This is a genomic window from Blastococcus sp. TF02A-35 (genome assembly GCF_004571075.1).
Taxonomy (GTDB): domain Bacteria; phylum Actinomycetota; class Actinomycetes; order Mycobacteriales; family Geodermatophilaceae; genus Blastococcus.
Genome location: NZ_SPQP01000016.1, coordinates 15,800 through 26,955, shown reverse-complemented (window position 1 = coordinate 26,955; position 11,156 = coordinate 15,800). Strand labels below are relative to the sequence as shown.

Here is an 11,156-nt window from a genome sequence, read left to right as displayed (position 1 = left end):
GGGTGACCGACGTGGCTGACCTGGTACGCCGTCGGCTCAAGCTGGTCGTCGGGGTGACGGCGCTGGCAGAGCTCGTCGTCTTCGCACTGGTCGCCGCCTGGATCGGCATCGGCTGGACGATCCTGGCGACGATGGCCACCAGCGCGCTGGGGTTCGTCCTGCTGGCCCGGCAGGGCACGCGCGCGCTGGCCGACCTCCGGGAGCGGGCGCGCAGCCGGCGCTCCCCGGGCGTCGAGCTCGGGAACGCCGGGCTCGTCGCGGCCGGAGGGCTGCTGATGGTCCTGCCGGGATTCATCGGCGACCTCGTCGGCCTGCTGTGCCTGCTGCCCTTCACGCGCGGCCTCGTGCGCCGGGCGCTGGGTGGGCTGGTGCTCTCCCGGCTGCCGGACCGGATGCGCGGCCCGGTGCACGTGAGCAGCACGCGCACCGCCGGGGTGGGGGAGCGGCCCGCACCCCACGGCACCCCGCTGGTGATCGAGGGCGAGGTCCTGCGCGACGCCGACGGGCGCCCGGCGACCTGACCCCGGACGCAGAACGGCCCCGGTGGGGATCCACCGGGGCCGTTCCGTCAGGTACTGCTGTCAGCTGGCGCGGGTCCGCCGGCCGCGGAGCACCTCGAGGCGCTCGGCCAGGACCTCCTCGAGGTCCTCGACGCTGCGGCGCTCGAGCAGCATGTCCCAGTGGGTCCGCGGGGGCTTGACCTTCTTGGGGGCCGGCTCGGTCCCACCGACGAGCTTCGCCGCGGAGCCGTCGAACTTGCACTCCCACGTGTCGGGGAGCTCGGCGTCGTCGGCGAACGGGACCGTGAACAGGTGGCCGGAAGCGCACTTGTACTCGGCGTACTGCCGCTCGATGGGCGCGGTGTTCCGCTCGGTCTCGTAGCTGACGCTGCCCAGTCGGCTGCCGCGCAAGGAACGCTCACCCATGGCACACCGTCCTCTCGTCTTAGTGTCGGTAGGGACTCGACGTCCGGTCACCCGGGGCCATACCCAGGTGATCGGGGAGTCAGAGAGATAAACGACGAAAAAGGCGGAGAGATTCCGCCGAATCGGCTGTTCATCATCGCATGGGGTCAGATCCGGACGGTCACCGCCCCCCGCACGGGTGACTCCGGAGGGTCAGGGGAGGGCGAGCTGTCCCGGCCCGGCGGCCGTGGGGCCGAGCTCACCGCGCACGTGGTGCCGCCGGCACAGCACCTGGTAGCGGACGGCGGGGGAGTCGCCGCCCTCCCCGGGCAGCTCCGGGGGAGCGGTGTCGGCCACCACCACGGTCTCGCCCGAGCGGACCATCACGCCGTCCACGACGCGGGCGTTCAGCAGCCCCGGCAGGCCGCACCAGCACAGCACCTCGACCTGGATCCGCTGCACGTCGTCGGCGACCTCGAGCAGCCGCTGGGTGCCCGGGAACAGCCGGGCCCGGAAGTCGGTGGTCAGCCCGAACGCGTAGACGTCGACGTGCGACTGGTCGACCAGCTCCGCCAGCTGGTCGACCTGGCCGGGGGAGAGGAACTGCGCCTCGTCGACGATCAGGTAGTCCACGCGGTGGCCGTCGGCCCAGCGGTCGCGCACGAGCAGCCGCAGGTCGGTGGCCGGGTCGATCTCGATGGCCGCCCGGCACAGCCCCACGCGGGAGCTGATCTGCGGGGCCGCCGACCGGTCGCCCTGGGTCACCAGCAGCCCGTGCCGGCCCTGCCTGCTCTGGTTGTGGTCGACCTGCAGCGCGAGCGTGGACTTGCCGCAGTCCATCGGCCCGTGGAAGAACCGCAGGTGCGCCGGCGCCGGGTGCCGCCGCCGGTCACCGGACGCGGGCACGGCGGCCGGCCCCGGCATCGGCATCGGCATCGGCAGGGGAGTGGTCGGCTGGACGGACTCGACCGCGGTCACAGGCGCTCCGGTGGGGTGTTGCCCGCCGCGAGGACGGCACGGCGCATCGGCAGGGCGGCCAGCGCGAGGAAGCCGCCCACGAAGAAGATCACGAGGCTGACGATCGCGAGCCGGTAGGACCCGGTCAGCTGGTAGGTCAGCCCGAAGGCCAGCGGGCCCAGCCAGCTGGTGCCGCGGTCGCTGATCTCGTAGAAGCCGTAGTACTCGGCCTCCTTGCCCGCCGGGATCAGCTGGCTGAACATCGAGCGGGACAGCGCCTGGGTGCCGCCCTGGACGAGGCCGATGACCGCGGCGAGGGCGTAGAACTGCGCGACCGCCCCGGTCTGCAGGAAGAACGCCGCGAACAGGACGCCGATCCAGGCCACCAGCGCGCCGAGCACCACCCGCTTGGCCCCGTAGCGCCCGGCCATGCGACCGAGCCCCAGCGCGCCGAAGATCGCCACCACCTGCACCATCAGGATCGCGCCGGTGAGCACGTCCTGGCCCAGGTCCAGCTCCTCGGTCGCGTAGGTGGCCGACAGCGAGATGACGGTCTGCACGCCGTCGTTGAACAGCAGGTACGCGCCGAGGAACCACAGGGTCAGCGGGAAGGCCCGCATCTCCCGGAACGTGGTGGCCAGCTGCCGGAAGCTGCTGCCCGACCGCGCGGCCGAGGGCGCGACCGGGCGGTTGCGCAGCCGGGAGACCGAGAAGAGGGTGAACGCGCCCCACCACAGGCCCGCGGTGGCCAGGCAGATCCGCACCGCCTCGCCGGTGGTCAGCCCCAGGCCCTCGGCGCCGACCACGAGGCCGAGGTGGACGGCGAGCAGCAGCGCACCGCCGACGTAGCCGAACGCCCATCCCCGGCTGGAGACCTTGTCGCGGTCGTCGGGGCCGGCCAGGTCGGGCAGCCAGGAGTAGTAGACGACGGTCGCCGCGCCGAAGCTGATGTTGGCGAGGACGAAGAGCAGCGCCCCCATCAGCCAGCGGCCGTCGCCGGCGAAGAACAGCGCCGTCGTCGCGAGCGCGCCCAGGAGGGCGAAGCCGACGAGCATCTCCCGCTTGCGCCCGGTCCGGTCGGCGACCGCGCCGGTGAGCGGCAGCACGAGCACCTGCAGGATGACCGAGGCCGACAGCACGTAGGAGAACCAGCTGCCGGCGGCGATCGACAGGCCGAGGAGCTGCAGGCGCTCGTCGGGGCCGGCGGCGTCGCGGGCGATGGCCGTCAGGTACGGGCCCAGGAAGACGGTCGTCACCGAGGTGTTGAAGACCGACATGGCCCAGTCGTAGGAGTACCAGCCGAAGCGCTCGCGCTGGAGGGCGCGGTCGACCGGCGGCACCGACGGGGCGGCGGCAGGGGCTGAGGTCACCGCGGCAGGCTCCCAGCCCAGCCGCGCGCGGTCCAGCACCGCGCGGTCACGGGATGTCCTCCGGGACCGCACCGCCGGGGAAGGCGGCGACGGCCGTGGTCGGGCGCGTCGGGTCGTGGAACGCCGGCCCGTCCAGCTCACCGGCCCGCAGCGGGCGCAGGCCCCGGGTGAGCGCCGCGGCGATGCGCATGCGGGCGCGGTTCGCGTCGCCCACGCGCCCCATCTGGAGGTCGTCGAAGTGGACCGGCGGCCCGACGTGCACCCTGAGCCGCGGCCGCCGCACGAGGGCACGGGCCAGGGTGCGCAGCTTGCCGCGGTCGTTGCCGTACTGGAGCACCTCGTGGGCGCCCCACTGGCTCACCGGGATGACCGGGACCCGCAGCCCCAGCGCGAGCCGGGCCATCCCCGTGCGGCCGCGCTCCGGCCAGAGGTCGGGAGCCAGCCCGATCCGGCCCTCGGGGTAGGCGACGACGTGCCCGCCGTGCACCAGCGCCACCTCGGTGACGCGGACGGCGTGCCGGGCGAGCTCCGTGCCGCGGTCCACGCGGATGGCACCGGCCCGCTCCAGCACCGGGCCGGCGACCGGTGCGGCGATGATCCCGCCGGTCGCCATGAACCGGGGCACGACGCCCAGCCGGTGCAGCGCGACGGCGACCACGAAGGGGTCGAAGTCGCCGATGTGGTTCGCGGCGAGCAGCAGCGGCCCCCGGCGGAGCTCCTCGGGGATGGAGCCGGTGACCTCGACCCGGCCGAAGAGGCCCACCAGCCAGGAGAACCGGCGCAGCACGAACCGCCAGAACCACCAGGGCGGGGCGACGGCGACGGCCAGCTCGCGGGCGAACCACTCGGGGTCGTCGGGCCGCACCAGGTCGGCCAGGTCCTCCGGCAGGGGAGGGGTCCGCGGCCGCCACCGCCGCAGCCGTCCCCCCGCGGTCACCGACCGGTCCACTGCCCGCGCTTCTCCAGCAGCTCGCGGAGCATCGCCGGGCGGTCGGTCATGATCCCGTCGACGCCCAGGTCCAGCATGGCCTCGGCCTCCACCGGGTCGTCCACGGTCCAGACGTGCACCTGCAGCCCCCGGGCGTGCGCGGCGGCCAGGAACCGCTCGTCCACCAGCGCCCGGCCGCCGAGCTGGAGGGGGACCTGCGCGCACCCGGCCTGGATGCGGACCAGGCCGGCCGCCCGGGGCGAGTAGGACGACAGCCGGAGGGCAGCCACCCCGCGGGGACCGAGCGAGGTGCACACCGACGGGCCGAACAGCCGCCGGGCCGCGGCGATGCGGGCGTCGGAGAAGGAGCCGAGGCAGATGCGGTCGGCGACCTTCATGCTCCGGACCAGGCGGACCAGCGGGGCGAGCACGCCCGCGGCCTTGATGTCGAGGTTGAAGCGCACGTCGGGCCAGGCCCCCAGCAGGTCCTCCAGCCGCACGATCGGCTCCCGGCCGCCGATCCGCGCCTCGCTGACCTGCGCCCAGGTGAGGGAGTCGATGCGGCCGGACTGCCCGGTGACCCGCTCCAGCGTGGCGTCGTGGAAGGCGACGAGGACGCCGTCGGCGGTCACCTGGACGTCGGTCTCCAGGTACCGGTAGCCCATGTCCACGCACGCCTGGAACGCCGGCAGCGTGTTCTCCAGGTGCTCGATCGCCCCGCCGCGGTGTGCCATCGCCAACGGCGTCGGTGCGTCGAGGAAGGCGAACCGCGCGGGGAGCACGCGTTCACGCTAGTGGGGGCTGCCGACGTCGCTGTAGGGCCCTCGCCGACCGGCCCCGCCACGGTTCACAGACCCTTCCCAGGGCGTGTCACCCGGCACTGTCGGCAGCGGCGTCTACCGTCCCGAGGCGTGGCACAGCAGCACGCGTCCGGCAGCACGGCATCGCTCCCCGTCGCACCCCTCCCCAGCCGTGGGAGCGGTGAGCAGCGGCGCTGCGGGTGGTGCCGCCGGGTGCTGCCCGAGCAGGGCTCGGTGGGCCGTCCGCGGCTCTACTGCGGCCAGGCGTGCCGCCAGCGCGCCTACGAGCAGCGCTCGGCCACGCAGAAGGCCGGCCTGCCGGGCGACGTCGTCCTCGTGTCCCGCGCCGACCTCGACGGCCTGCAGGACCGGCTCTACCAGCTGCGCTGCGCCCTCGAGGACGTGCAGACGATGCTGGCCGAGAAGCCCACGAAGGCCGAGCTCGAGCGCTCGCTGGCCGACCTGGTGCGTTCCACCGGACGGCTCGACCGGCTCTGGGTCACCGAGCGCTCGAGCTAGCCGGCTCGGTCAGTCCGGGTCCTGCGAGTCGTCGTTCTGGTCCTCGGTGCCCGGCTCCGGGTTGCTGTTGTCGGGCAGGTTGCCCTGCTCCTCGCTGCCCGGGTCGTTGCCGTCGGTGTTCTCGGTGTCGTCGCTCGTGCCGTCGTTGCGGTCCAGCCCGGCCGGGTCCCCGCAGGCGGTCAGCGTGGCGCCGCCTCCGAAGAGCGCCAGGGCGGCCAGGACGGCGGCGAGCGGTCGTCTGATCTGCATGCCTCGACCCTACGAACACCGGCGGCCCGCCGCCCGTCGAGCCGCCTACACCCCGGTAATTACGTCAGTGTTACGTAATTACCGGGGTGTAGGCGGACAGGGGGAGCGGTGCCTCATGGCGCCCAGTGGGTGTCGAGCGGCTCGAGCGGCGGCGGTGCGACACCGAGGCCGGGCTGTCGTCGACCAAGATCACGAGAGCAAGATCAACATCTGGGGGAGTCGGAGACGGGTGGACGGGTCGGCAACGGCCGGCCTCCGAGGCGGCACGACGTCGGCGCCGGCGGCCCAGGTCCGGCACCGACCGACTGCCGCACGTGCCGCCCGGGCGTGCAGCCGCCGACCTGCGGGCGCCGTCCGTGCGGCGCGGTGTGCACGCGGCGCGGCCCAGCGCACCGCGCGTCGGGCCCCACAAGATCGACAACCCCTTCCGGCGCAGCTCAGCACAACGCCGATAACCGACGTTATGTCAACTCATCCGGAACGGGGCCGGGAGAAGCCCTCCCCGCCGAGCACGACTCCCCACCCGCACAACAGGATGGCCGGGTGACAGTCGCCTGGACGCACGTTGGCCGGTTCTGGTCCAACGGTGAGCCCTTCCTCGCCCTCGACGAGGACCTGCTGCCCGCGTGGCGCGGCATGTCCGACGAGGCCTACGAGGCGCTCGTCCCACGGCTGGACTACGAGCTGACCGGCATCCCGGTCGGCGCCGGCACGGCCGCGCTGGTCCTGACCGATCCGGAGATCGGCGACGAGGGCTGGCTCGAGGTGTTCCGCGGCGACGACGGCAGCATCGCCGTCGTCCAGGCGAACGCCGACGACTACCGCGGCACGCTGGAGCTCGCGCTGCGCTTCCCGACGACCGACGAGCAGGCCGGCGACGCGGTGTCGGTGCCCAGCGGCCGGCTGGCCTTCATCAGCGCCGCGCTCGACGGCACCGGCGAGGACGGCGCCCGGCTGATGCCCGAGTCCCCCGGTCCCGCGCCGTCCACCGACGACGCCGAGCCCGACGACGCCAGCCCGCTGCTGGTCGTCCCGCCCGGGTCGTTCCTGCTGTCGGTCCGCTGGCGCACCGAGCTGCACGAGGACGCCACCTTCGCCCGCTGGCTGTTCACCCGGGCCGACCGCTGAGTTCCGTCACACCAGGCGGTCCACCCTGCACCCGCCCGCCACTCCCCCTGGAGGCCCCGTGCCCGGCACCGTCCAGCCCATCATCGTCACGCCCGACCTCGAGCGGCTGCGTGCGTTCTACGTCGGCGTCCTGGACGCGACCGAGGTGGAGCGCTTCCCCGAGGACGGGGCGGTCTTCTACCTGGGCCTGCGCGTCGGCGACTCCGGCCTCGGGCTGACCGCCGACACCACGGTGGCCGCCGGCGGCCCGGGTCGGGTGCTGCTCAGCATCGAGGTGCCCGACGTCGACGCGCTCCTCCCCCGCGTCGAGGCACTCGGCGGCCGCAGCTCCGGGCCGGCCAACGACATGCCGTGGGGCCAGCGCGTCGCGCACGTCTCCGACCCCGACGGGAACGCGATCAACCTGACGCAGCAGCTCTGACTCCCGGGCGGGCGCCCGGGTTCCGTCACAGTGACGGAGGACCGGACGCCCACCCGGGTCAGGCGATCTCGCTGCGCTGCAGCCGGACCCAGCCACCGATGAGCGGGGCCACGAACCACAGCACCGTCGCCGTGCCGGCCCGCGCCCAGCCGGCGCCGTCGAGGTCCCCGGAGTACATCGGCTCGGTCGTCGTGGTCAGGTCCAGCCACTCGCGCACCCAGTCCAGCGCCGGGATGGTCGTGACCAGCACGGTGACGATCGTGGGCACCACGAAGTACAGGACGATCGCCAGCGGCGAGGTGCGCAGCAGCAGACCGAACGCCACACCCACCAGGACGTAGAGCACCTCGAGGGCCACGACCTGCAGGACGTGCTGCGCGGTGACCTCCCAGGACGTCGCGTCGTCGGTGAGCACCGGCGTGAGGGCGGTGACCAGCCCGGCGGCGACCAGCGTCGCCACGACGCCGAGCAGGGCGAGGAGCGCCGCGGCCAGCAGCTTCGCGACGACGACCCGGGCCCGCTGGGGCACGAGCGCGAACGTGGTCATCGCGGTCCGCTGCGACCACTCGCTGGTGACCAGCAGGATGCCGAGGACCGGGAGCAGCAGGCTGACCGGGAACTGGGCCAACGTCAGGTACTCGGTGAAGGTCTTGGCGCGGGGGTCGGCGAAGAACATGGTCAGCAGCGGCACCGCGAGCGCCGCCACGCCGAGGGTCAGCAGCAGCCAGAAGCCGGCCCGGGTGTCGCGGGACTTGCGCAGCTCCACACGGGTGAGCGTGGGGAGCGTCGGGGCCGGCGGGGCGGGAAGCAGCGTGGTGGTCATGCGCGGGTCTCCTGCACGGTGGCGGCGGCGCCGTCGGCGCCCTGGGGTCCGGCGTGGGTCAGCGACCGGAACAGCTCCTCGAGCCCCGCTCCCCCGGCGGGGCGCAGCTCCACCAGCGGGACGCCGGCCCTGGCGGTCGCCAGGCCCACCTGCTCGGGGTCGGCCGACGCCAGGACCGCGTCCCCGTCACCGGGCCGGGTGGAGATGCCGGAGGCGCTCAGCGCCTGCTGGAGGGCCGAGCGGTCCCGGGCGCGGACGAGCGTGCCGGTGCCGGCGAGCAGCTCGTCCTTGCTCCCTGCGGCCACCAGCCGCCCACCGGCGATGACGACGAGCTGGTCGGCCACCGCCTCCACCTCGCGCAGCAGGTGCGAGGAGAGCAGCACCGTGCCACCCCGGTCGGCGAAGCCGCGGAGCAGGCCGCGCATCCAGTAGATGCCGTCGGGGTCCAGGCCGTTGGCCGGCTCGTCGAGGACCAGCACCTGCGGGTCGCCGAGCAGCGCCTGGGCCAGGCCGAGCCGCTGGCGCATCCCGAGCGAGTACTGGCCCACCCGCTTGCCGGCGGCAGGGCCGCCCAGCCCCACGAGCTCCAGCATCGCGTCCACGCGGGCCGCGGGGACGCCCTGGACCATGGCCGAGAGCGTGAGGGCCTCCCGGCCGGTGCGGCCCGCGTGCTGCGCCCCGGCGTCGAGCAGGACGCCGACCGACCGTCCCGGGTTGGGCAGGTCGCGGAAGCGCCGCCCGCCGATGGTCGCCGAGCCGCTCGTCGGCTCGGCCAGCCCGCACAGCACGCGCATGGTGGTGCTCTTGCCGGCGCCGTTCGGCCCGAGGAACCCGGTCACGCTCCCGGCCGGGCAGGTGAAGGAGACGTCGGCGACGGCGAGCTGGGCGCCGTACCGCCGCGTGAGGTGCTCGATGGCGATCATGCCGCCGAGGCTGGCCGACCCGGGCCCGCCGGCACATCGGCCGACCGGCCAGGACGCTGCTACTTCGGTCGGCCCCCGCCGTGGGGAGACCGACTTTCGTCGGTGCCGGGGAAGGGCACGGCGGCCGTAGCCTGCCGGGGTGAGCACCGTGACCGCCGGCGCAGCCGCACGCCCGCAGGGGGTGGACCACCCGTCGCTGGTCCCGGCCCTCCTCCTGGCCGACGCCGGCGCCGGGCCCTACGACCCGGGGACCGTGCCACCGCGGGTCCGCCGCTCGGTGCGGGACTGGGTGGTCGACGTCTGCCTGTTCCTCACCTCGGTCGCCATCGGCCTGGTCCTCGTGGACGAGGCGTCGCGCTCGGCGGCCCCGCCCCCGGACTGGCTGCTGAGGGCAGACCTCCTGGTCGGGGTCCTCGCCTGCGTGGCGCTGTGGTGGCGGCGGCGCTGGCCGGTCGGCGTCGGCCTCGTGCTGGCCGCCGTGGGCACGTTCTCGGACATGGGCGGGTTCGCGGTCCTCGTCTCGCTGTTCACCGTCGCCGTGCACCGGCCCTGGCCGCCGGTCCTGCTGGTCACCGCCGCGAACGTGGCCGCCTTCCTCGTCTACGTCGTCGTCCGCCCGGTGCACGACCTGCCCCAGGCGGTCTTCCTGGCGCTGGGGCTGGTGCTGACGGCGGCCGTCGTCGCCTGGGGGATGTTCGTGCGGGCGCGCAGGCAGCTGGTGCTGTCGCTGCGCGAGCGGGCTGCCCGCGCCGAGGCGGAGCAGCGGCTGCGCGTCGAGCAGGCACGGCAGCTGGAACGCACCCGCATCGCGCGGGAGATGCACGACGTCCTCGCCCACCGGCTCTCCCTGCTGAGCATGCACGCGGGGGCGCTGGAGTTCCGGCCGGACGCGTCACCGGCGGAGGTCGCGGGGGCGGCCGGCGTGATCCGGGCCAGCGCCCGCGACGCCCTCGAGGACCTCCGCGCGGTCATCGGCGTGCTCCGCACCAGCCAGGACGCCGCGGCCCCGGAGCGGCCGCAGCCCACCCTGGCCGACCTTCCCGCGCTGGTGGAGGAGTCCCGCCGGGCCGGCCTGCGGGCACACGTGGAGTACCGGGCACCCGACGTGCAGACGGTGCCCGACGTCACCGGTCGCACGGTCTACCGCGTCGTCCAGGAGGCGCTGACCAACGTCCGGAAGCACGCGGGCGGGACGACCGCGACGATCCTGGTCTCGGGCGGCCCGGCGGAGGGGCTGACCGTCGAGGTCACCAACCCGCCGAGGCTGGGCGCGGACACCGCAGAGCCCCTCCCCGGGGCCGGCACGGGCCTGGTCGGGCTGCTGGAGCGCGTCGGCCTGGCCGGAGGGCACCTCGACCACGGCTGGACGGCGGACGGGCACTTCCGGGTGCGGGCCTGGCTGCCCTGGGCCGGCGCGGGGAGCGCCGGGTGACGGCGCCGGTCCGCGTCCTCGTCGTCGACGACGACCCGCTGGTCCGGGCGGCCCTGACCATGGTGCTGGGCGGCGCCGAGGGCCTGGTCCTGGCCGGGGAGGCGGGCGACGGCGACGAGGTGCCCGCGGCCGTGGCCGCCTGCTCCCCCGACGTGGTCCTGATGGACATCCGCATGCCGCGCGTCGACGGGCTGGCCGCGACCGAGCGGCTCAAGGGCAGCGGCGGCGGTCCCGAGGTGATCGTCCTGACCACCTTCGACGCCGACGCGCAGGTGCTGCGGGCGCTGCGCGCCGGGGCGAGCGGCTTCCTGGTGAAGGACACCCCGCCGGCGGCCATCGTCGAGGCCGTCCACCGCGTCGCCGAGGGCGAGCCGATGCTCTCCCCGGGCGTGACCCGGCGGCTGATCGCCCACGTGGCGGAGGCCGAGCAGGCCACCGACCCGGTCGACGACCGCGCGGCGCGCGCCCGGCAGCGCCTGGTCGCTCTCAGCGAGCGGGAGCGGGACGTCGCGCTCGCTGTCGGCAGGGGCCTGTCCAACGCCGAGATCTCCGCGGAGCTCTACATGAGCGTCGCCACCGTCAAGGCGCACGTCTCCCGGCTGCTCATCAAGCTGGCCGCCGCCAACCGCGTGCAGGTCGCCCTGGTGGTGCACGACGCCGGCCTCGTCTGACGCCGGTTCCGGCCGCGCGCACCGGGTAGC

Annotated in this window: 14 protein-coding genes; 6 read left to right on the top strand and 8 right to left on the bottom strand. The window is 74.7% G+C overall.

Going from position 1 to position 11,156, the window contains the following annotated elements; genetic code table 11:
• The first annotated feature begins 11 nt into the window (after window positions 1-11).
• Window positions 12-521, top strand: a complete 510-nt coding sequence (locus tag E4P43_RS09760; protein ID WP_135145260.1) for an FxsA family protein — start codon at window positions 12-14, stop codon at window positions 519-521.
• A 60-nt stretch (window positions 522-581) separates the two neighbouring features.
• Here the strand turns inward: E4P43_RS09760 and E4P43_RS09755 are convergent, their stop codons facing one another.
• The 5 genes from E4P43_RS09755 to E4P43_RS09735 all read right to left on the bottom strand — a co-directional run bounded on the left by E4P43_RS09755 (window position 582) and on the right by E4P43_RS09735 (window position 4,942).
• Window positions 582-926 (bottom strand): RNA polymerase-binding protein RbpA, encoded by a 345-nt coding sequence (locus E4P43_RS09755; RefSeq protein ID WP_135145259.1) that lies wholly within the window; start codon window positions 924-926, stop codon window positions 582-584.
• 192 nt (window positions 927-1,118) lie between these two features.
• Complete coding sequence (locus E4P43_RS09750; RefSeq protein WP_245159050.1) at window positions 1,119-1,883, bottom strand: thymidine kinase; 765 nt, start codon at window positions 1,881-1,883, stop codon at window positions 1,119-1,121.
• Window positions 1,880-3,232, bottom strand: a complete 1,353-nt coding sequence (locus E4P43_RS09745; RefSeq protein WP_135145258.1) for an MFS transporter — start codon at window positions 3,230-3,232, stop codon at window positions 1,880-1,882. Before E4P43_RS09745 ends, E4P43_RS09750 begins: the two co-directional genes overlap by 4 nt.
• A gap of 46 nt (window positions 3,233-3,278) precedes the next feature.
• Window positions 3,279-4,169 (bottom strand): lysophospholipid acyltransferase family protein, encoded by an 891-nt coding sequence (locus E4P43_RS09740; RefSeq protein ID WP_135145257.1) that lies wholly within the window; start codon window positions 4,167-4,169, stop codon window positions 3,279-3,281.
• Entirely contained in the window at window positions 4,166-4,942 is a 777-nt protein-coding gene (locus E4P43_RS09735) for a glycerophosphodiester phosphodiesterase (RefSeq protein ID WP_209313818.1), read from the bottom strand. Before E4P43_RS09735 ends, E4P43_RS09740 begins: the two co-directional genes overlap by 4 nt.
• Before the next feature lie 231 nt (window positions 4,943-5,173).
• Here E4P43_RS09735 and E4P43_RS09730 point away from each other — a divergent pair, with 231 nt between their 5' ends.
• On the top strand, window positions 5,174-5,479 hold the full coding sequence (locus E4P43_RS09730; protein WP_167759138.1) for a hypothetical protein: 306 nt from the start codon (window positions 5,174-5,176) through the stop codon (window positions 5,477-5,479).
• Between the two features lie 9 nt (window positions 5,480-5,488).
• On the opposite strand, the gene E4P43_RS09725 is transcribed toward E4P43_RS09730, so the two are convergent.
• On the bottom strand, window positions 5,489-5,728 hold the full coding sequence (locus E4P43_RS09725; protein ID WP_135145256.1) for a hypothetical protein: 240 nt from the start codon (window positions 5,726-5,728) through the stop codon (window positions 5,489-5,491).
• A gap of 543 nt (window positions 5,729-6,271) precedes the next feature.
• Between E4P43_RS09725 and E4P43_RS09720 the strand changes: the two genes are divergently transcribed.
• Window positions 6,272-6,856: a hypothetical protein gene (locus E4P43_RS09720; RefSeq protein WP_135145255.1), complete on the top strand. Its 585-nt coding sequence runs from the start codon at window positions 6,272-6,274 to the stop codon at window positions 6,854-6,856.
• 58 nt (window positions 6,857-6,914) lie between these two features.
• Window positions 6,915-7,277 carry a VOC family protein gene (locus E4P43_RS09715; RefSeq protein WP_135145254.1) on the top strand — a complete coding sequence of 121 codons (363 nt, stop codon included), beginning with the start codon at window positions 6,915-6,917 and terminating at the stop codon, window positions 7,275-7,277.
• A gap of 58 nt (window positions 7,278-7,335) precedes the next feature.
• Here the strand turns inward: E4P43_RS09715 and E4P43_RS09710 are convergent, their stop codons facing one another.
• Together E4P43_RS09710 and E4P43_RS09705 are read right to left on the bottom strand one after the other, a co-directional pair.
• Window positions 7,336-8,100 carry an ABC transporter permease gene (locus E4P43_RS09710; RefSeq protein WP_135145253.1) on the bottom strand — a complete coding sequence of 255 codons (765 nt, stop codon included), beginning with the start codon at window positions 8,098-8,100 and terminating at the stop codon, window positions 7,336-7,338.
• On the bottom strand, window positions 8,097-9,023 hold the full coding sequence (locus E4P43_RS09705) for an ATP-binding cassette domain-containing protein (RefSeq protein ID WP_135145252.1): 927 nt from the start codon (window positions 9,021-9,023) through the stop codon (window positions 8,097-8,099). Before E4P43_RS09705 ends, E4P43_RS09710 begins: the two co-directional genes overlap by 4 nt.
• Window positions 9,024-9,162: 139 nt before the next feature.
• On the opposite strand from E4P43_RS09705, the gene E4P43_RS09700 reads away from it, so the two are divergent.
• Window positions 9,163-10,455, top strand: coding sequence for a histidine kinase (locus tag E4P43_RS09700; RefSeq protein WP_209313817.1), 1,293 nt, complete (start codon window positions 9,163-9,165; stop codon window positions 10,453-10,455).
• Window positions 10,452-11,126 (top strand): response regulator transcription factor, encoded by a 675-nt coding sequence (locus E4P43_RS09695; protein WP_135145251.1) that lies wholly within the window; start codon window positions 10,452-10,454, stop codon window positions 11,124-11,126. The genes E4P43_RS09700 and E4P43_RS09695 overlap by 4 nt, the downstream gene beginning before the upstream one ends.
• Window positions 11,127-11,156 lie beyond the last annotated feature (30 nt).

Coding starts and splice junctions, on each gene's coding strand:
- E4P43_RS09705 (WP_135145252.1), bottom strand. CDS start 9,023: ATGATCGCCATCGAGCACCTCACGCGGCGGTACGGCGCCCAGCTCGCC.
- E4P43_RS09725 (WP_135145256.1), bottom strand. CDS start 5,728: ATGCAGATCAGACGACCGCTCGCCGCCGTCCTGGCCGCCCTGGCGCTC.
- E4P43_RS09710 (WP_135145253.1), bottom strand. CDS start 8,100: ATGACCACCACGCTGCTTCCCGCCCCGCCGGCCCCGACGCTCCCCACG.
- E4P43_RS09755 (WP_135145259.1), bottom strand. CDS start 926: ATGGGTGAGCGTTCCTTGCGCGGCAGCCGACTGGGCAGCGTCAGCTAC.